A 21,929-nucleotide genomic window follows, 5' to 3' on the forward strand; every position below is an offset into this window, starting at 1 on the left:
ACCGTTCTCCTTAGAAAGGAGGTGATCCAGCCGCACCTTCCGATACGGCTACCTTGTTACGACTTCACCCCAATTATCGGCCCCACCTTCGACGGCTAGCTCCCTTGCGGGTTACCTCACCGGCTTCGGGTGTTGCAGACTTTCGTGGTGTGACGGGCGGTGTGTACAAGGCCCGGGAACGTATTCACCGCAGTATGCTGACCTGCGATTACTAGCGATTCCGACTTCATGCAGGCGAGTTGCAGCCTGCAATCCGAACTGAGACCGGCTTTCTCGGATTGGCTTCACCTCGCGGCTTCGCTTCCGTCTGTACCGGCCATTGTAGCACGTGTGTAGCCCAGGACATAAGGGGCATGATGATTTGACGTCATCCCCACCTTCCTCCGGTTTGTCACCGGCAGTCTATCTAGAGTGCTCACCTTGACGTGTTAGCAACTAAATACAGGGGTTGCGCTCGTTGCGGGACTTAACCCAACATCTCACGACACGAGCTGACGACAGCCATGCACCACCTGTCTCTCTGCTCCCCGAAGGGCACCTCCCTATTTCTAGAGAGTTCAGAGGATGTCAAGCCCTGGTAAGGTTCTTCGCGTTGCGTCGAATTAAACCACATGCTCCACCGCTTGTGCGGGCCCCCGTCAATTCCTTTGAGTTTCAACCTTGCGGCCGTACTCCCCAGGCGGAGTGCTTATTGTGTTAACTCCGGCACAGGAGGGGTCGATACCCCCTACACCTAGCACTCATCGTTTACGGCGTGGACTACCAGGGTATCTAATCCTGTTTGCTCCCCACGCTTTCGCGCCTCAGCGTCAGTTACAGTCCAGAAAGTCGCCTTCGCCACTGGTGTTCCTCCACATATCTACGCATTTCACCGCTACACGTGGAATTCCACTTTCCTCTCCTGTCCTCAAGATACCCAGTTTCCGATGCACTCTCAGGGTTGAGCCCTGATCTTTCACACCGGACTTAAATACCCGCCTACGCGCCCTTTACGCCCAATAATTCCGGACAACGCTCGCCCCTACGTATTACCGCGGCTGCTGGCACGTAGTTAGCCGGGGCTTCCTCCTTAGGTACCGTCATGTCCCCTCCATATTCCTGAAGAGACCGTTCTTCCCTAAAGACAGTACTTTACAATCCGAAGACCTTCATCATACACGCGGCGTTGCTCCGTCAGACTTTCGTCCATTGCGGAAGATTCCCCACTGCTGCCTCCCGTAGGAGTCTGGGCCGTGTCTCAGTCCCAGTGTGGCCGTTCACCCTCTCAGGCCGGCTACTGATCGTCGCCTTGGTAGGCCTTTACCCCACCAACCAGCTAATCAGACGCGGGTCCATCCATAAGCGATAGCATTTTCAGAGGCCATCTTTCCTTAAAAAGCGATGCCGCTTCTTAAGCGTATCCGGTATTAGCCCTCGTTTCCAAGAGTTGTCCCGGTTTTATGGGCAGGGTTACCCACGCGTTACTCACCCGTCCGCCACTAAAACGCACTCTAAGTAAACTTAGAGTTTGTTTCCGTTCGACTTGCATGTGTTAGGCACGCCGCCAGCGTTCGTCCTGAGCCAGGATCAAACTCTCCAAAAAAGTTATTCAACTTCTTCGTAAGAAGATGATTTCTTGCTCATGATTTCATGATTCTTTTGAAACTCTTGCGAGTTTCTCTCATTGGCTGTCCTTGTTGTTTAGTTTTCAAAGACCATCTTTTCATTTTCCCGGCGTTTGCGCCAGGAATTTCATCTTAACATCCTCTCTTTATTCTGTCAATCACTTTTTTTTAAACCAGTTTATTTAATCAACAGGTTTTGAGAGAATTTAAAAGCGCTGTTCTTGAGCGCTTTGTTATAATAACACTTCTCACATCATCGTGTCAACTCTTTTTTTATCTTTTATGCTAAGTTTGTGTCACACCTTATTTTACCTGTTTAATCCACCTTTAATTCTTTAATTCTTGCCTTTCTAAGATCATGTGAAATGTTAGTTCTCTTATAAAATTTCGTGAGTGTAATACTACACGGATTGTTACTTTACTCAAAATCACATAGGAAATCCGGGGCCACAATCCATTTAAGGAAAACAAGACTCGGATATTGCGAAGGCACATCAATCGTTAAGTTCGGGGCATTTTAATCTTTAAATATTTGCGTTGAAGCGATAATCTAATTAAATCCTAAAATCATAAAACGTTCTTTAATTATTCTTATGATTGACCATTTTGGGGAAAAACATGACTAATCCAAAGCTTAACACAGCAAATATTGACAAACCCCAAAAAACATAATGCAGAGATAAGGCAAGCCCTGAAGTCAATAATCTCAGCTCACTCTGTGGCAGAGCTCCTCTTTTAATCGGGTCAAGCAAAAGATTAATGACATCTAATTGCATACCCCTACTTGCGCCATGACTCCGTAAATAATTTACCAAGTTCAAATTCAAAACACCGCCCAAAAGCGCGGCACCCATGGTATTACCCAGGATATTCATGAACATATTTGAAGCTGTGGCCACTCCACGCATTTTCCAATCGACGCTGTTCTGAATTCCTACAATAAAAACGGTCCTTGCTAAACCCATGCCGATACCAATAAGTAATGACCCAGCTCCGGCCCAAAGCCATCCTTTGGCGGGCTGTAACGTTACAAAGAATAGAGAACCTAACAAAGCCCAAATGGACCCAACGATAACAACATTGCGAAACCCATACTTAAACATAATCTTTCCGGAATAAGTTGCCGCTACTACCCAGCCCATCGACATAAAAGCAAGAGCAAATCCCGCAACTAACGGTGTTTTATCCATTACTCCTTGAACATAGGTTGGTAAAAATGATGATATCCCGATTATAACAACGCCCGTTGTTAAGGTCGCTAAATTCGAAATGAGAATTAGAGAATGTTTCCAAATCCACAAAGGCATAATGGGTTCGACGGCCCTCTTTTCTTGTAAAACAAAGAGGAAAATTCCGAGGATCACTGTTACAGTTAAACCAAGTACCGGAGCGGACGTTATTGGCCAAACCGTTCCTGCTTGGATAAAAATAATCATCAAGGCACTAATTGAAATAAAGATCAAAGCCGATCCTAAATAATCTATTTTATGGTCTTGTGTATGTACCGTCTCCTTCAGAAAGAGCCATATTCCTACCATAGAGATCAGGCCAATGGGAATGTTTATCCAGAATATCCAAGACCAACGTACGTATTGGACAAAAAAAGCACCTAAAGCCGGGCCTATGATGGAGGATACTCCCCAGACACTAGAAAGATATCCTTGAATCCGCGCGCGTTCTGATATATCAAAAATATCCCCGACAACGGTGGTAACAATAGGCTGAACAGCTCCCGCTCCAACTCCCTGAATCAGGCGAAAGAGAATGAGCATATTCATACTTTGAGCCATCCCGCAGAGCAATGACCCAATTAAAAAGACAATTACGCCAAAGGAGAAAATAGGTTTTCGACCATACAAATCAGCTAATTTCCCGTAGATAGGGATTGTTACAGCTTGCGCCAAAAGAAAAGCTGAAAACACCCAGCTGAATTTCGAAAATCCTCCCAAATCACCGACAATACTTGGTATCGCTGTCGCAACTATCGTCGCTTCTATAGCCGCCATAAACATAGCCAGCATAATACAAGCCAAAACGACCTTTCGATTTGTCTGGGCCTTCTCCCTAGGACGAGTTTGTTCGTTACTTTGCATTGATAACTCCTTCTGCAACGGAAGCGCATTAAATTATAAATATTAATCATCTGTGTCTGATAGACTAAGCAACCGGTAAAAACTTAACTTAATTCTCTATATTTCTCCAATACTGCCCTAATTGTGAACCACTCAATATCATCGGAGAGTAATTCTTTTATGGGACGCAGCTTTTCACGTCCGGCTTTTTGAACTGCTTCCAAAATTAGGCGTTCTTGATCGCTGGGAATAAAGTCATCCCATGGTACAGCATGTCCCTCAAGACCACAGCGCACAAGATGATTCTGAACAGTTATTTCTGTTATTTTTCTAATCTTCCCTATCTCTTCAAGAGAATACCCTTCTTGATATAAGACCAGCGTTTGGATATGACTTGGAAGTTTATCATCTTCCATATCTTTAACCGCTAGATTAACCCCTGTCTCCTTGTTAGATTTTCTAGCCTGCATATCATTGTTACTCTCGGAAGCCAGGGAAAGTGACTTAACCCTTTTGAGCTTGGCAGAGTCCATAAAATCAGCAATTGCCTTTAAGAACTTATCCCCATATTTTTCTAACTTCCGCTCCCCAACTCCGCTGATTCGAATCATCTCCCTATGATTCGCCGGGCAGACCTGGGACATTTCCCGCAGGGTGCTATCGGCAAAAATCATATAAGGAGGCAAGTTTTCTTCTGCCGCTAATTCTTTACGCAGAGCCCGAAGCTGATCAAAGAGGCTAACCTCCTCCACAGCGTCTTTCGATGGTTGGGGAGACACTTTTTTCATAACGTTTGTTTCACCTTTTATCACAGAAACTGCAGAAGGCATCAATTTTAATACCGGATATTCTCCGGTGGATAATTGCAAATAACTCTCTGCCACTAAAAAGTTAATAAGATCTTTTATTTCTTGAAGCGGCATATCCTTTAAAAGTCCGTGGGTGGAAAGTTTATCAAAATTAAGTTCAATGATCTTCGCTTTACGCGATCCCTTAAGAACTTCTGCAACCATACCAATACCAAAACGTTCTCTCATCCGATATATGCAAGAAAATATTTTCTGCGCATCGATGGTAATATCAACTATCTCACGTCCATCATTGCAATTACTACAGTTTTCACAATCATCCCGAACATCTTCTTCTCCGAAGTATTCTAATATGGTTTTCCTTAAACAGCGAGGAGTATGACAATAATCTACCATTCCCTGGAGCTTTTTATGCTCATTCAATTTCCGCTCCGGATGCAGAACACTTTGTTCGATTAAAAATCTTTGCAGAACAACATCTTGTGGTGAGAAAAGCAAAATACACTCCCCAGGTTCTCCATCACGTCCCGCACGTCCCGCTTCTTGATAATAGGCTTCCATATTTTTCGGCATATTGTAATGGATGACATAACGCACGTTCGATTTATCGATACCCATCCCAAAAGCATTCGTCGCCACCATGATCAATGTTTCATCGAAAAGAAAATCCTCTTGGTGTTTTTTACGCTCATCATCATTCATCCCGGCATGATATTTTCCGACCTTCAATCCATGTTTCGCTAAAAAAGCCTGGAGTTGATCTACATCTTTCCGGGTTCCCGCATAAATGATCCCTGACTGATCCTTATGGACCTGTACATAGTCCAAAATAAAGGCCTTCTTATTCTCTCCCCTCAGAGTGGTAAACGATAAATTAGGCCTGTCAAAACCCGTCACATAAACGTTAGGAGTATCAAGCTGGAGCAAACGAACAATATCTCTTTGAACCTCCTCCGTTGCTGTTGCTGTGAAAGCCCCAATCAACGGCTTTTGTGGCAAAGATCTGACAAAAGGCCCCAGTTGAAGGTAACTTGGCCGAAAATCATGCCCCCATTGCGAAACACAATGAGCCTCATCAATTGCCAAAAAGGAGACATTTAGTGATTCTAAAAGTGTACGAAAATTCTCCGACTCTAATCGTTCCGGAGCAATATAGAGAAGTTTATAGTCTCCGTGCAGGACTCTGGCAATACGGGACCTTACTTCTTTAAGGGATAAGGAACTATTGATAAACGTTGCCGAAACTCCAAATTGCTGGAGGGCATCAACCTGGTCCTTCATTAAAGAAATCAAAGGCGAAATAACCAGAGTGGTTCCTTGAAAAATTAAGGCCGGAACTTGATATGCCAATGATTTGCCTGCCCCTGTCGGCATGATAGCCAACGTATCCTTACCCATAAGCAGACTCTCTATTACTTTTTGCTGACCGTCTCGAAACTGTGTATAACCAAAATATTTTTGCAATACTCCTAGAGCCGTTTCTATGAGCACTATGAACAACTCCTTAAAAGGATTCCTTTACTCCATAATTATAGCAAAAAAATAAGGTTAAATCTTACTTCCTATTTCATTAAAATCAGTAAGTCCTGTAAGTATAATGAAAACTTGGCTGGCGGCGGAAGACACTATCTTCGCACGTATTAACTCTTCTTGCAGTACAGAACCGAAAGTTATACGCTCTCACAGTTTAAGAAAGCCTCCAACACTTCTGCATTTTGCTGGAGGCGAAAGACAAATCTTACGTTTGCGTAGGATCGCAATAAACTCTAGAGCAATCGCTGAGGCTCATGATTTAGAATCATTTGTTTGCTCGGATTTTGCTGATTTTTAATGACAGTTTGTAATTCCTCTTCTTTGGCAAATTCCGTCATTTGCCCCCAATACCTTTTGGGCATTAGGGTCATACGGCATTTTGGATTATTGCGAGCTTCAATAGCAATGGTGTTATAAAATTGCTTCCAAAGGTGACGATACTCAATTTCAGATTCGTCAACTTCAGGTAAAGTTAATTGATCGACACGGATCAGCTCCGCTTTTTGGCCATGATAAACTAAAGCCATGCTATGTGTTTTATCATAAATCATAAACGAATCATCGCGAAACCTATCACAGAAATGATAAGAGATAAGAGGCAAGACAAAATTTTTAGGTTCGATGACCGCCACCATAACTTTATCATAAACAGAAAATCGTACGAATCCCTTAAACTTATGACTCTCAGACGTCAAATGACGAACGGCTTTTTGCAGGGTACTGACAGTATCATCAGTCAGCATCGACATAACCTTGCTCCCGTGTTTATAGCCTAAGCGCAAAAAATGATAGATTAACATTTCCTTCTGAGGAGCATTGGTCCAAAAACCCAACTGCACTAATTCTTGCGCTTGAATAGATATTTTGGCAGCAATTGATTTATAGACCCGGTTGAACTTGAGGATATCCGTTTCAATCCATTTCGCCGTATCAAAAAAACTTTGCTGATCACTTGGAGTACGGATAACACTGGGGACCTCCTTAAGAGAAAAGCTTTCAAAAACACAGCACATTAAACCTTCGAAACTTCCATCATATTCATAAACTATCTCGGTTCTGTCAAACACTGACTCACTTCCTCTCTCGACATGGGAGGATCAGAAAAAAGAGAAAGCTGCTCCGCAAAACCGTTCAATAATTTATGTTGATCAGACATCAGCGCTCTCAAAGTAATGTCAGAGGATATCTTAAAGCCATTCATAATTTTCCCCTTACAGGTGATAAAATATTGTGCTCGTTTCAGGACTACACCCATCTTTTTAAGTCCGTCAAAGTCGATTACACTACTTTTTCTTGCCGTGAGAATGCGCATGGCGCTAATAACACCTATTCCCGGAACCCGCAAAAGCATTTCATAAGGGGCTTTGTTGATTTCAACGGGAAACAGTTCAAGATGGTTCATTGCCCAATTACACTTAGGGTCAACTTGTAAATCGAAATTTTGGTTTTGCTCATCAAGCAGTTCATTGGCTTCAAAGCCATAAAATCTCAACAGCCAATCTGCCTGATAAAGGCGATGTTCGCGTAAAAGCGGAGGCTTAGTGTCTACAGATGGTAAAAGTGTATGTTCTGCTACCGGTACGTACGCTGAATAAAAAACTCTTTTCAGGCGGTATTTTTTATAGAGACCTTCACTTAAGGTTAGTATTTTATGATCCGTATCCGGCGTCGCCCCAACAATCAGCTGTGTACTCTGCCCTGCAGGTACAAACTTTGATGCATGTCGAAACTTCACAAGATCAGTACTGTTCTCTTGGATCTTATGACTAATCAATCCCATGGGCCGCAGGATGGAATCCTTTGTCTTGTTCGGAGCTAAAAGATTTAAACTTTCTTGAGAGGGTAATTCGATATTAATACTCATACGGTCAGCTAAAAGCCCTAAGCGAGAAACTAACTCACTATCAGCTCCCGGTATGGCTTTAACGTGGATATATCCATTAAAACGATAAGTTTCCCGCAGTAGTGTTAATGCTTTAATCATTTGCTCCATCGTATAATTAGGGCTTTTAATGACGCCGGAACTAAGAAACAGTCCCTCAATATAGTTCCTACGATAAAAATTGATGGTCAGTTCTGCCAGCTCTGCGGGAGTAAAGGACGCTCTCCTGGCATCATTTGAGGTGCGATTAACGCAATATTTGCAATCATAAATACAGACATTGGTCATTAATACTTTCAGTAAGGATATGCAACGCCCATCGGCTGCAAAGCTATGACAAATACCCGCTTTCGCGGCATTTCCTATGCTCCCTTGTTTCCCTCGTCTATCGATACCACTGGAGGTACATGCTACATCATATTTAGCCGAGTCTGATAAAATCATCAATTTATCATAAATATCGATGTCGATCCCCTCCATAGTCTAGTTTATCCAAGATCTTGTCAACACTATAATACAAAACATACGTTCTTGTCAAAGGAAATAACCAAACATATGTATGATACTTGGAAGCGAAATTGCACATCTAACACTAATGTTTTATGCTCTTGACTCTTGATTCTTTACTCTTTACTCTGGTGATGTGAGAAAGCCTTTAGCCATTTTGCACCCACTTTGGGTTTTGAACGTTAAATTATTACACAGTAAGTCCTAATAAACCTAATAGACCTCTATTCTGCGATTCACGTAATCTCGCAGCATTGGCTCCACAAACTGATAATCGCCACGCCCCTATTATTCGATGATTGCTTTGTCAATAAGGAAATAGACAGCCCTCTTAATATCGTTGGGATGGCTTGTCCGGAATAGATTCGCTGACCCGTAGCGACACCAATTAAAACAAGTCAAGCCATTCCAAATTTACCTAATTCATCAAGAAGCTCATCGAATACAAGAAATAAAGTCTGTAACCCCCTTTCATAACCGAGTTTCACAAAATCCTATCCTAGGTTCCTTTCTCCTGATTCCAGCAAAGCATAATAGGTTTATAATCTCAACCAAAAACCGGAAGTTAACCTCTCTTATTAATTTCATCGGTAATTAATGATTTTGAAATATACATAGCTTTTAGTATGTTCCTAAAGCGAGTGTGATGAGATGTCCCCTCCGCAAATTTTAGCTGCGCCTTTTCACATTTGCTGATAATTGAGGATACAGGGCGTACTGCTTCTATTAATTCTTCTTTTGAATATTTGTTCATACTACTTTCATCGGCTATCAACGATTTTGAAATATACATTGCTTTAATTCTGTTCTTGAGGAGTCCGTGCTGAGAAGTACCCTCTGCAAATTTTGGCTGTATTTTTTCACATTGGCTGATCGTTGAAGATACGACTCGTGACGCTTCTGCCAATTCTTCTCTTGAATATTCCATAGTAATTCACCTCATCATCTAGTCTATAGTATGTTTTATCATATAACGAATCGTTAGTCCTTAGTTTTTTACTTTAGCAGCTAAATAGAGGTGCAAGGGGGACGATCCTTTTGACACATAACATGGATTCCCACTTATTAACTCATGTAGTGTTTTTTTCATCATCTTCTTTATTGTTATGACTGTCGTCCTCATTGTTTTAATTATCATAGGGATCATCAATTAAGTATGAATCAAGCGGCAACTGATCTCAACTATTGTCCGACTACACAACATATATAGCAGCCATCTGCGTGTGAATAAAAAACAAGGACTTACCTACTCCTGCAGATAAGTCCTTATTTTTTTATCCAGTCAGAAAGGGATTTATGTTTGTGAAAAACCCATTTCTCCTGAAGGAGAATGTATGTTGTGTTTTACCAGTTAATAATCCTCGACAAGAAGCCTCTTTCACTAATTAGTTTTTACTTCGTCTAGAAAATTCCCTTGGTGGATCGTTACAATATATAGTAGCTTTCCGTGACGTACATCTATTCCTTATATAATTATAACCATTGTTTTGCATATTAAACATATCTTTAGAATTAAAGTTAAAATAAATAGTCGGAATACTTGTCAGATCAATAAATTTACCTTGCACAATTATATATTCTATGTTAATATTAAATTTTATAAAAGGAGGTGTGCATTTGAGTAAGAAACAGATTAATATGATTCATGAAATTCTCGCTTCAGTTGGACTTGAATCTTTAAAAGCTTCTGAGCCAAAGAGTGTCCTTAAAAAAATCTCCTAAAAAGGGGCGTGATGAAAAATGATGCTAATTTCATATAGCCAAACCTTATGTGAGTGAAAACGAGTTCCTGATTAAAAATTAGGAGCTCGTTTTTTATTTATATCTCTCTTTTCTGCCTTCTTTTCTGCTTTGTTTAATCACCTCTCTTCACCGCAATTCTGCTTCTCAACCGAAGCTAACTACGAAATTTAAATGACAAACTGATTCTATTTCTTATCCCTCTTGTCATCCCGAAACAGACAATAATGACCACGGGGTACAAAATCGCGCAACCGACAAATGGAAATACAGCCGCTGTTGAAAGAAAAGAAAGCCAGCTTAGGCGCACTCCCCAAAAACTTCCTTTTAACAACCGGATTCCGGCCGCACAGCCACCAAGATATGTAAGAATGAAGGTAGCATTTGGTATTTGTATAAGAGTTGTTAGGGATATTCTTCCACTCGCATATACATAAAGAACAGCAACAAAGCATAGAGCAAGAAAGGCAATTCCACCGATTGGTGTACCAAATCGTTTAGACAAAACACTCATCCAGTGTGGGGCCTTCCCTTCTCGGGCCAAGGCATACGCAAGACGGGAAGCTGCACCCGTATAGGCGATAATAGTCGCGGTACAGATAAACACACCAGTTAATCCAGCAGCCAAAGCCCCCCATTGCCCGAAAAGCTTACTTATAGCCAAGACGAGGGAAGCATCTGATCCAGCCGTATTGTAATTATGTGTCCCAACAGTCGCAAAGGCTGTGAGAAAATACAGAAATCCAACAATGACAGCCGCAATAGTTACCCCTTTGACTGCCGCACGTTGAGGATCTATAAACTCTTCAGATAAATGAGAGACCGCCTCCCAGCCAATATAACACCAGAACAAAATAGAAGCAGCCTTGCCAACACTCCACCAACCATGGGGCATGAACGGCTTAAAATTTACATACTCAATATTAGGAACAGCTCCTACAATGACTACCATCAACACAGCAACTATTGCCAGGACAACAGCAATTTGCACTTGACCCGCTACTTTCATGCCGACAATGTTAATAAATAGCCCGACCGCAAGCATTACTGCTGCCAGGGCAACTCGCATACTATCACTCCAGCCCATAGCTGCTGACATATAGCCAGCACCTGTCAAGGCAGCCACTGGAGCACCAATAGGTACAGACATGAGAAAAAACCAGCCAACAAGCGAGCCGGCTTCCGGACCAAATGCCTTTGTTACAAAATAGGAAACTCCTCCAGCGTTCGGAAACTTAGATGAAAGCAACCCCATAGACAATGCCAGTGGTAAAATAAGCAACGTCATAAGGCCCCACGCCAGCAGGGAAGCCGGGCCAGCAATCTCCGCCGCCAACCCAGGCACAATTAGAACTCCCGATCCTAGTACGGCTCCGATATATAGAGCTATTGCCTGCGGCAATCCGATAGTACCCTTGAGTCTTCTTTCATTACTCATAATTCTATCTCCCACTTCACTTGAATTTCCTCTAATAGTACCAGATAATGATATTATCAGGAAAACGGAATATTTCGATGATATGCATCGTAATAACCGATGATAGAAGGGGATTTAACGTTGGAAATACGTAATTTGTTTACATTTCTTAGCGTAGTCGAAGCTGGCAGTTTTACCCGCGCCGCTAATAAATTAGGATACGCCCAGTCCAGTGTAACTGCTCAAATTCAAGCACTCGAAGCAGAGCTTGAAACGCCGTTGTTTGACAGGTTAGGCAAAAAAATTGTTCTGACCGATGCCGGACAGAGACTAATACCTTACGCCCAAGAAATCACTAAAATGCATGCCTTGGCCAAAGAAGCGATCCGGTCGGACACTGCTCTAGTCGGTACACTGACAATTGGCGCTCCGGAATCACTGGCAGCCTTTCGCTTGCCGGGTATTATCCGTGACTATAAGAGCCGTTATCCAGAAGTTAAAATAACTTTAAAGCCCGGTGTATGTTGGGAATTACGCGACCTTATCCGTTCTGGAGAACTGGATCTTGCTTTCCTGCTTCAACCGGAGACTGAAGACCGAGAGCTCCACATCGAAACCCTCGTACACGAAAAAATGGCTCTCATTGCACCACCGGACCATCCTCTTGTCCACTGTGAGCATGTAGAGCCTTCTAATTTAAAAGACGAAACGATACTGCAAACTGAGCAGGGATGTACTTACCGGGCATTATTCGAGCACCATCTTAACAGACATGGAATCTTCCCCAATCCTGACCTTGAGTTCTGGAGTATTGAAGCCATTAAAAACTGTGTTATGTCAGGATTAGGCCTTTCACTTCTTCCACTGATCACCGTGCAAAATGAAGTGCGTGAAGGTAAACTTATTCAACTTGCCTGGGATGACAGGGAAGAACGTCTAACCACCCAGATTGCATATCACAAAAAGAAGTGGCAATCACCGGCATTACATGAATTCTTGCTTCTTGTTGGCCGGCACGCTGAAAAATGGCGGCAGGTTTGAAATCACAGAGTTCTATTAAAACTTGTAGAATCCGGCTCGCATAATGCGGCAGAACGATGTACTGCTTAAAGTTATCCCGTATTTCGCCCACACAAAAAGAGCCCCGAGGACTCTGCACTTTAAATGTATCCGAAATCCTTGAACCCCTCCTTGTTTGCTTGATTACGCTGTTCATACTCTTTTCCTTAAATTGTTTTTTCAAGCGCAAGCAGGGGGTCAAAGTCTGTCAGTTTGCAAATCTCCTTGAAATAGACGAGTAAAATGAAGATTTTGCGGGGTTCTTCAAATTCGTCGACATGCTCGACATTAATTCCCTTCCCTTTAAAGAAACTTATCAGGCTTAACTCTTGGCGTTCTTCCTCACTAAGCAAATTATACTCCTCGACGAGCTTCAGAAGCTTCGCCTGATTTTCTTCGTTAACTTCTATATTCGGGAAACGACAGTTACTTGAGTCTTCTCCGAAGTATACCATCTCTTTGAGAGATGATTCCGGAAATTTCGTAACATCCCCATGCTCCTCGTAATTCCAGATTACATATTTTTTTTGCATATTTCTAAAAATCTCCTTTAATGAATTTCAAAATATATTCCCTATGACTTCATAGCTTCTTCATTTCTAATTGTTCTATTTTTTACTTTACCACTTTAATCCGAAATATTTCAATAGCAATATGTCATAATTGCATCCCATATGCTGTTTGATTTTTAGGAGTTTTAGCTGCATTACGGCCTTCCAAACAAAAATACCGACACCCTTCCAGATCCTCTTAAGCTGACAATTTTCTTCCCGGTCCGAAGCCATTAATTCAGGTTCTGTTAAGACTATGTGAGCAATATCTACGGACAGAGTTTTTTATCGGCTTTATCATCGCAATCCTCGGGATAGTATTGGTTCTGCTCAACGGCAGCTATATTTTAAAGGTAAATCCTTTAGGGGATATATTAGCGTCTCTCGCAGCGATTGTCTGGGCAGTTTACTCTGTTCTTATGCGCAAAATCAGCAAATTCCGCTATAATACCATTGGCTGTACCCGCAAGGTTTTCTTCTATGGACTACTTTTTATGATTCCGTCTCTTTTCTTTGCACCCTATCATTTTGATTATTATGCGTTTACAAAAGTACAAAACATGTTTAATCTATTATTCTTGGGTTTAGGGGCTTCCGCTGTGTGTTTTGTCAGTTGGAATTGGTCTGTCCGCATTTTAGGTGCTGTAAAAATGAGTGTATACATTTATATTGTTCCCGTCATTACCATCGCGGCATCTGCTCTTATCCTCCATGAAATAATTACCTGGGTCGCATTTGTAGGAGCGATCCTTACTTTGGCAGGGCTTTATATTTCTGAGAGAAGGACAATTATGCTTGTTAAGGGAAATAATGTGAAAATGTAGGTTCGGAAACTAAAATACGAAGGCGGGGCGAAATGCCTATCGCCGCAAAAAGCCGATTGTAAAATGAAAAAGTCTTTGCGGGTTACTTAATATGCTTACACGATTCCTGCAATAAACAAACGAAAGACTGCCCATAAGGCAGTCTTTCGCTTGTTTACCTGGCGATGACCTAATTTCCCAGGGGCTATGCCCCAAGTATGCTCGGCCCTGGAGGTCTTAACTTCCGTGTTCGGTATGGGAACGGGTGGAACCCCTCCGGCATGATCACCAGATCTCTGAGATTTTCAGTTTTCTTTTACAGAACCCTGCTCTCTCAAAACCACATAGAGTCTTCTTTCTAGTTTCGTCTTCTCTTCTTCGGAAACACTGAGCCACGTTCCTGCCGTAGTTCAATTAGGTCAAGCCCTCGACCGATTAGTACCGGTCAGCTCCACACCTCACGGTGCTTCCACATCCGGCCTATCAACCTGATCTTCCTTCAGGGGTCTTACCAGCTCTCACTGTGGGAAATCTCATCTTGAGGCCGGTTTCGCGCTTAGATGCTTTCAGCGCTTATCCGATCCGAATATAGCTACCCAGCTGTGCCTCTGGCGAGACAACTGGTACACCAGTGATTCGTCCATCCCGGTCCTCTCGTACTAGGGACAGATCCTCTCAAATTTCCTGCGCCTGCGACGGATAGGGACCGAACTGTCTCACGACGTTCTGAACCCAGCTCACGTACCGCTTTAATGGGCGAACAGCCCAACCCTTGGGACCTACTACAGCCCCAGGATGCGATGAGCCGACATCGAGGTGCCAAACCTCCCCGTCGATATGGACTCTTGGGGGAGATAAGCCTGTTATCCCCAGGGTAGCTTTTATCCGTTGAGCGATGGCCCTTCCACTCGGTACCACCGGATCACTAAGCCCGACTTTCGTCCCTGCTCGACTTGTAGGTCTCGCAGTCAAGCTCCCTTTTGCCTTTACACTCTGCGCGCGATTTCCAACCGCGCTGAGGGAACCTTTGGGCGCCTCCGTTACTCTTTAGGAGGCGACCGCCCCAGTCAAACTGCCCGCCTGATACTGTCCTAATCCCCGATTCAGGGGACCTAGTTAGAACTTCAGTACAAAAAGAGTGGTATCCCACCGGCGACTCCACCAAGGCTGGCGCCCTAGCTTCTCTGTCTCCCACCTATCCTGTACATTTTATACCAAAATCCAATGTCAAGCTGCAGTAAAGCTCCATGGGGTCTTTCTGTCCTGTCGCAGGTAACCCGCATCTTCACGGGTATTACAATTTCGCCGAGTCCCTCGTTGAGACAGTGTCCAGATCGTTACACCTTTCGTGCGGGTCAGAACTTACCTGACAAGGAATTTCGCTACCTTAGGACCGTTATAGTTACGGCCGCCGTTTACTGGGGCTTCAATTCAAAGCTTCGCCTTGCGGCTAACCTCTCCTCTTAACCTTCCAGCACCGGGCAGGTGTCAGCCCCTATACTTCTCCTTGCGGATTCGCAGGGACCTGTGTTTTTGTTAAACAGTCGCCTGGACCTTTTCTCTGCGGCTCACCTTGCAGTGAGCGCCCCTTCTCCCGAAGTTACGGGGCCATTTTGCCGAGTTCCTTAACGAGGGTTTTCTCGCGCGCCTTAGGTTTCTCACCCCATCTACCTGTGTCGGTTTGCGGTACGGGCACCCAGTCACTCACTAGAGGATTTTCTTGACAGCTTGGAGTCGGTTACTTCGCTACTATGTTTCGCTCCCCATCACGTCTCAGAGTTATCGCAGGGCGGATTTGCCTACCCTACCTCCTACTCGCTTGGGCGTGCTCGACCAACGGCACGCTTAACCTATCCTTCTGTGTCTCCCCATTGTTAATAACGCTTCTCGGTGGTACTGGAATCTCAACCAGTTGTCCATCACCTACGCCTTTCGGCCTCGGCTTAGGTCCCGACTTACCCTGGGCGGACGAGCCTTCCCCAGGAAACCTTAGATTTTCGGCGGACAAGATTCTCACTTGTCTTTTCGCATACTCATACCGGCATTCTCACTTCTAAACACTCCACCATTCCTTACAGAATGACTTCCCTGCATTTAGAACGCTCCCCTACCCCTGCACGTAAACGTGCAAGCCATAGCTTCGGTGATACACTTGAGCCCCGTTACATTTTCGGCGCAGAACCACTCGACCAGTGAGCTATTACGCACTCTTTAAATGGTGGCTGCTTCTGAGCCAACATCCTGGTTGTCTGTGCAGTTCCACATCCTTTCCCACTTAGTGTATACTTTGGGACCTTAGCTGATGGTCTGGGCTGTTTCCCTTTTGACTATGAATCTTATCACCCACAGTCTGACTCCCAATCTTAAGACCATGGCATTCGGAGTTTGATAAGGTTCGGTAACCTGGTAAGGCCCCTAGCCTATTCAGTGCTCTACCGCCATGGTTCATCAATTGAGGCTAGCCCTAAAGCTATTTCGGGGAGAACCAGCTATCTCCGTGTTCGATTGGCATTTCACCCCTACCCACAGCTCATCCCCTGCCTTTTCAACGACAGTGAGTTCGGGCCTCCAGTGGGTTTTACCCCACCTTCACCCTGGCCATGGGTAGATCACACGGTTTCGGGTCTACAGCATGCAACTCGTCGCCCTTTTCAGACTCGCTTTCGCTTCGGCTCCGGCTCTTCGCCTTAACCTCGCTGCATACCGTAACTCGCCGGTTCATTCTACAAAAGGCACGCCACTACACCGAAGTGCTGTGACTGCTTGTAAGCGTACGGTTTCAGGTTCTTTTTCACTCCTCTTCCGAGGTGCTTTTCACCTTTCCCTCACGGTACTGGTTCACTATCGGTCGCTAAGTAGTATTTAGCCTTGGGAGGTGGTCCTCCCTGCTTCCCACGGGGTTTCACGTGTCCCGCGGTACTCAGGATTCCCTCACAGCACTCTGCTCTTTCGCTTACAGGAGTGTTACCTTCTTTGCTCGACCTTTCCAGATCTCTTCAGCTAGAACATTGTGCCTAAAAGAGGGTCCTACAACCCCAATCCCCGAAGGGATTGGTTTGGGCTCTTCCCGTTTCGCTCGCCGCTACTCAGGGAATCGATGATTCTTTCTCTTCCTCCGGGTACTTAGATGTTTCAGTTCCCCGGGTTGTCTTCGGCAGCCTATGTATTCAGCTGCAGATCACCGGATATGACTCCGGTGGGGTTGCCCCATTCGGGTATCCACGGATCAAAGCCTGCTTACGACTCCCCGTGGCATTTCGCTGTTAACCGCGCCCTTCTTCGACTCTTAGCGCCTAGGCATCCACCGTACGCCCTTAGTAGCTTGACCTAAAATCTATACTACGTTAGGGTTTCTCAAAACTTCGTTGACACGTCGTTTTGAGGTGATGTTTCCTTTGACTTACTAGAAATTGTTTCTCTATGCAGTTTTCAAAGAACAGATTGTTCGATAATTACAAATATTTTTGTAGATGAGATTCCTTTTTGATTAAATCGCATAATTTATGCGGTTCATCTTCCTGGTCTCTCAAAACTAAACAACAGCTTTGCCAATGAGTTTGCCGATCCCTCGGCTGAGTCTTGCGACTCTTTTTGATCTCTTATTAAAAACTTAAGTATAACCTTCGTTTTCTTCTAAGAGCATCGACCCATAGGATGTTCGTTTAAAGCCTAAGCTCTAAACCGTTCTCCTTAGAAAGGAGGTGATCCAGCCGCACCTTCCGATACGGCTACCTTGTTACGACTTCACCCCAATTATCGGCCCCACCTTCGACGGCTAGCTCCCTTGCGGGTTACCTCACCGGCTTCGGGTGTTGCAGACTTTCGTGGTGTGACGGGCGGTGTGTACAAGGCCCGGGAACGTATTCACCGCAGTATGCTGACCTGCGATTACTAGCGATTCCGACTTCATGCAGGCGAGTTGCAGCCTGCAATCCGAACTGAGACCGGCTTTCTCGGATTGGCTTCACCTCGCGGCTTCGCTTCCGTCTGTACCGGCCATTGTAGCACGTGTGTAGCCCAGGACATAAGGGGCATGATGATTTGACGTCATCCCCACCTTCCTCCGGTTTGTCACCGGCAGTCTATCTAGAGTGCTCACCTTGACGTGTTAGCAACTAAATACAGGGGTTGCGCTCGTTGCGGGACTTAACCCAACATCTCACGACACGAGCTGACGACAACCATGCACCACCTGTCTCTCTGCTCCCCGAAGGGCACCTCCCTATTTCTAGAGAGTTCAGAGGATGTCAAGCCCTGGTAAGGTTCTTCGCGTTGCGTCGAATTAAACCACATGCTCCACCGCTTGTGCGGGCCCCCGTCAATTCCTTTGAGTTTCAACCTTGCGGCCGTACTCCCCAGGCGGAGTGCTTATTGTGTTAACTCCGGCACAGGAGGGGTCGATACCCCCTACACCTAGCACTCATCGTTTACGGCGTGGACTACCAGGGTATCTAATCCTGTTTGCTCCCCACGCTTTCGCGCCTCAGCGTCAGTTACAGTCCAGAAAGTCGCCTTCGCCACTGGTGTTCCTCCACATATCTACGCATTTCACCGCTACACGTGGAATTCCACTTTCCTCTCCTGTCCTCAAGATACCCAGTTTCCGATGCACTCTCAGGGTTGAGCCCTGATCTTTCACACCGGACTTAAATACCCGCCTACGCGCCCTTTACGCCCAATAATTCCGGACAACGCTCGCCCCCTACGTATTACCGCGGCTGCTGGCACGTAGTTAGCCGGGGCTTCCTCCTTAGGTACCGTCATGTCTCCTCCATATTCCTGAAGAGACCGTTCTTCCCTAAAGACAGTACTTTACAATCCGAAGACCTTCATCATACACGCGGCGTTGCTCCGTCAGACTTTCGTCCATTGCGGAAGATTCCCCACTGCTGCCTCCCGTAGGAGTCTGGGCCGTGTCTCAGTCCCAGTGTGGCCGTTCACCCTCTCAGGCCGGCTACTGATCGTCGCCTTGGTAGGCCTTTACCCCACCAACCAGCTAATCAGACGCGGGTCCATCCATAAGCGATAGCATTTTCAGAGGCCATCTTTCCTTAAAAAGCGATGCCGCTTCTTAAGCGTATCCGGTATTAGCCCTCGTTTCCAAGAGTTGTCCCGGTTTTATGGGCAGGTTACCCACGCGTTACTCACCCGTCCGCCACTAAAAACTTCGTAAAGTAAACTTAACGAAATTCTCCGTTCGACTTGCATGTGTTAGGCACGCCGCCAGCGTTCGTCCTGAGCCAGGATCAAACTCTCCAAAAAAGTTATTCAACTTCTTCGTAAGAAGATGATTTCTTGCTCATGATTTCATGATTCTTTTGAAACTCTTGCGAGTTTCTCTCATTGGCTGTCCTTGTTGTTTAGTTTTCAAAGACCATCTTTTTATCTTCCCGGCATTTGCGCCAGAATTTCATCTTAACACTCTCTCTTTATTCTGTCAATCACTTTTTCAAACCAGATTATTTAAGCAACAGGTTTTGAGAGAATTTAAAAGCGCTGTTCTTGAGCGCTTTGTTATAATAACACTTCTCACATCATCGTGTCAACTCTTTTTTTGCTTTTTCGCTAAATTTTTTCACCCCCCTAAGTTGACAAGTTAAATGCAACCAGTGATTTACTTAATAGTCGCGTTTAATTTGACAAAACGACAAGTTGCATTTAGTCAAACAAACTTATAATATCTACTCCCCTGGGGGAGTAGTGGCATTTAGTCTGGCAAAACTCCGGTTGTATGTCGATAAGTTTTATGTCTTGCGAAAAAAACCTCAATTGTAAAAGTTATTTCCACCCCTACCACGCTTAGAGGTGGAAGTTAGTCTTGCAAATCTTCTTATCGTTCCTTTCCTTAACCATCTTAGCTACCCAACCTCTTAAAATGAACTATATGTCAAGGACGAAGCTGCAAAGCAGTGCGAAGCATCCCTAATACAGAGCACATTATTTTGCAAGATGGATTAGGAAGAAGAAACTAAAATAGAATTCATAGACTGATCTTTTCAATTATCTATACGATAACGCAAACATCGGTATCTATGAATTCTATAATGATTAGTTTTCTCTAAATAATTTTTCAGACAAGCTTTACTAGTCGAATGGTTATCTCTTGATTTTACGAATCAATTCATGAATGATTTCATAAATTGATTATTCAACTTCCTGAATAATCGGCAAAATCATAGGTCTGCGTCTGGTTTTCTCATAAAATTGCTTGCTTAAAGCATCTCTGATTTGGCTCTTCAGTACCGCCCATTCTGTTATATTATTCTCACGGCAGCGGGCCATAGTCTGTCTAACCTTTAATTTCGCTTCATCCAACATAGACTCTGACTCTCGAACGTAGACAAAACCGCGAGTGACCACATCGGGTCCGGCCACAATTGCCCCTGTTGAACGACTAATCGTCATCACGACGATTAAAATGCCGTCTTGAGAGAGTTGTTTACGGTCTCTCAGGACAATGTTTCCCACATCGCCAATACCTAAGCCATCTATCAATATTTTTCCCGCCGTTACCTTGCCGCCGATAGCTGCCCCATGGCGAGTAAACTCGACGATTCCGCCGTTTTCAGAGACAAAAATATCTTCACGCGGAATTCCCAACTGCTCCGCTAATTGAGCATGCTTAATCAGCATGCGATATTCGCCGTGAACCGGCATGAAATACTTAGGACGTACCATATTTAACATTAACTTTTGCTCTTCTTGACTTGCATGACCGGAAACATGCATTCCCTCTGCCGATTCATAGATAACGTTGGCACCGAGTTTAAACAACTGGTCTACAGTTCTGGCGACAGACTTTTCATTGCCCGGAATGGGACTTGCTGAAATAATGACTGTGTCACCTGGCTGAATGGCCACATGACGATGGTCGTGATTAGCCATTCTGGTAAGAGCAGACATAGGTTCTCCCTGACTTCCTGTTGTCAGGATACAAGCCTGATTACCCGGCAGACCGATGATTTCATCAATATCAACCAAAGTACCTTCCGGTATATCCAAATATCCTAATTCGGCTGAAATTCCCACAATATTAAGCATACTTCGCCCTACAACGGCAACCTTCCGATTGGTTTTGACCGCAGAAGTAATAGCCTGCTGCAAACGGTAGACATTTGAGGCAAAGCTTGCCAGGATAACCCGCTCTTTGGCATTGCGGAACGCCTCGTCAATCATCTCGCCGACATTTCTTTCTGAGGGTGTAAAGCCGGCTCTTTCTACATTGGTGCTATCAGAGAGGAGACATAAAACCCCTTTATCCCCTAATTCAGAGAATTTATGGATGTCCAGAATTTCTCCCGATACTGGTGTGTGATCCAGTTTAAAATCACCGGTGTGAACAATAGTCCCCAAGGGAGTATGAATTGCTATTCCGACAGAATCGGGAATGCTGTGATTAACTCGAATAAATTCTATTCTGAAAACTCCGAGCTTAATAGTATCACGCGGCTGAACCACAGTAGCCTTAATACTATTTAAATTACTTTCTTTCATCTTGGATTGAATGATCCCGAGGGTCAAACGCGTTCCAAAAATAGGTACGTCGATATCTCTCAAAAGATAAGGCAAAGCACCTATGTGATCTTCATGTCCGTGGGTTATTAATATGCCGAGAAGCAAATCCTTGTTTTCAATTAAATATGAATAATCAGGGATAACAATATCGATACCGAGCATTTCGTCCTCAGGAAATGCCAGACCGGCATCAATAAGCACCATTTGATTATCATAACGTATCACGGTCATGTTTTTTCCTATTTCCCCAAGCCCTCCCAAGGGGATAATTTGCAGTTTGTGTTCTTTGGGCAATAAAATCTACCTCCAGTAAATTATTTTATCTCTTGCATTGTGCCTTAAAAGCTAAGGAGACCCTCGTTGTTTCTTTTGACGCCGAAATTGAGGCAACAAAAAAAGCGAAATACTCTAAACGAACACAATGACGTCCAGTGTTC

The 21,929-nt window shown here is 44.3% G+C and carries 10 protein-coding genes and 4 rRNA genes; 2 read left to right on the plus strand and 12 right to left on the minus strand.

Features of this window, described 5'->3' with window-relative positions:
* Positions 1-14 precede the first annotated feature (14 nt).
* From DESACI_RS16735 to DESACI_RS16765, 7 genes are all read right to left on the minus strand, one after another.
* Positions 15-1,582: ribosomal RNA gene (locus tag DESACI_RS16735) — 16S ribosomal RNA — on the minus strand.
* Between the two features lie 603 nt (positions 1,583-2,185).
* Positions 2,186-3,697: an MDR family MFS transporter gene (locus tag DESACI_RS16740; RefSeq protein ID WP_014828383.1), complete on the minus strand. Its 1,512-nt coding sequence runs from the start codon at positions 3,695-3,697 to the stop codon at positions 2,186-2,188.
* Between the two features lie 83 nt (positions 3,698-3,780).
* Positions 3,781-5,976, minus strand: a complete 2,196-nt coding sequence (recQ, locus tag DESACI_RS16745; RefSeq protein ID WP_014828384.1) for a DNA helicase RecQ — start codon at positions 5,974-5,976, stop codon at positions 3,781-3,783.
* Positions 5,977-6,251: 275 nt separating this feature from the next.
* The gene (locus DESACI_RS16750; RefSeq protein WP_014828385.1) at positions 6,252-7,085 is read right to left on the minus strand and encodes a TIGR03915 family putative DNA repair protein; all 834 of its coding nucleotides are present in this window, start codon (positions 7,083-7,085) and stop codon (positions 6,252-6,254) included.
* The gene (locus DESACI_RS16755; protein WP_041276585.1) at positions 7,064-8,365 is read right to left on the minus strand and encodes a putative DNA modification/repair radical SAM protein; all 1,302 of its coding nucleotides are present in this window, start codon (positions 8,363-8,365) and stop codon (positions 7,064-7,066) included. Before DESACI_RS16755 ends, DESACI_RS16750 begins: the two co-directional genes overlap by 22 nt.
* Before the next feature lie 607 nt (positions 8,366-8,972).
* The gene (locus DESACI_RS16760) at positions 8,973-9,335 is read right to left on the minus strand and encodes a hypothetical protein (protein WP_014828387.1); all 363 of its coding nucleotides are present in this window, start codon (positions 9,333-9,335) and stop codon (positions 8,973-8,975) included.
* A 969-nt stretch (positions 9,336-10,304) separates the two neighbouring features.
* Complete coding sequence (locus tag DESACI_RS16765) at positions 10,305-11,585, minus strand: amino acid permease (RefSeq protein WP_014828388.1); 1,281 nt, start codon at positions 11,583-11,585, stop codon at positions 10,305-10,307.
* Between the two features lie 120 nt (positions 11,586-11,705).
* On the opposite strand from DESACI_RS16765, the gene DESACI_RS16770 reads away from it, so the two are divergent.
* Positions 11,706-12,605, plus strand: a complete 900-nt coding sequence (locus DESACI_RS16770; protein WP_014828389.1) for a LysR family transcriptional regulator — start codon at positions 11,706-11,708, stop codon at positions 12,603-12,605.
* 185 nt (positions 12,606-12,790) lie between these two features.
* On the opposite strand, the gene DESACI_RS16775 is transcribed toward DESACI_RS16770, so the two are convergent.
* Positions 12,791-13,156 (minus strand): hypothetical protein, encoded by a 366-nt coding sequence (locus tag DESACI_RS16775; RefSeq protein WP_014828390.1) that lies wholly within the window; start codon positions 13,154-13,156, stop codon positions 12,791-12,793.
* 338 nt (positions 13,157-13,494) lie between these two features.
* On the opposite strand from DESACI_RS16775, the gene DESACI_RS16780 reads away from it, so the two are divergent.
* The gene (locus DESACI_RS16780) at positions 13,495-13,998 is read left to right on the plus strand and encodes a DMT family transporter (RefSeq protein ID WP_014828391.1); all 504 of its coding nucleotides are present in this window, start codon (positions 13,495-13,497) and stop codon (positions 13,996-13,998) included.
* Positions 13,999-14,154: 156 nt separating this feature from the next.
* On the opposite strand, the gene rrf is transcribed toward DESACI_RS16780, so the two are convergent.
* From rrf to DESACI_RS16800, 4 genes are all read right to left on the minus strand, one after another.
* Positions 14,155-14,270, minus strand: a 5S ribosomal RNA gene (rrf, locus tag DESACI_RS16785).
* Positions 14,271-14,392: 122 nt separating this feature from the next.
* Positions 14,393-17,305 (minus strand): 23S ribosomal RNA (locus DESACI_RS16790).
* A 366-nt stretch (positions 17,306-17,671) separates the two neighbouring features.
* Positions 17,672-19,239: ribosomal RNA gene (locus DESACI_RS16795) — 16S ribosomal RNA — on the minus strand.
* Together the 16S, 23S and 5S rRNA genes form the textbook arrangement of a ribosomal RNA operon.
* Before the next feature lie 882 nt (positions 19,240-20,121).
* Positions 20,122-21,786, minus strand: a complete 1,665-nt coding sequence (locus DESACI_RS16800; protein WP_014828392.1) for a ribonuclease J — start codon at positions 21,784-21,786, stop codon at positions 20,122-20,124.
* Between the last annotated feature and the right edge of the window lie 143 nt (positions 21,787-21,929).

Origin of the sequence: Desulfosporosinus acidiphilus SJ4 (assembly GCF_000255115.2) — a bacterium.
Lineage (GTDB): Bacteria > Bacillota > Desulfitobacteriia > Desulfitobacteriales > Desulfitobacteriaceae > Desulfosporosinus > Desulfosporosinus acidiphilus.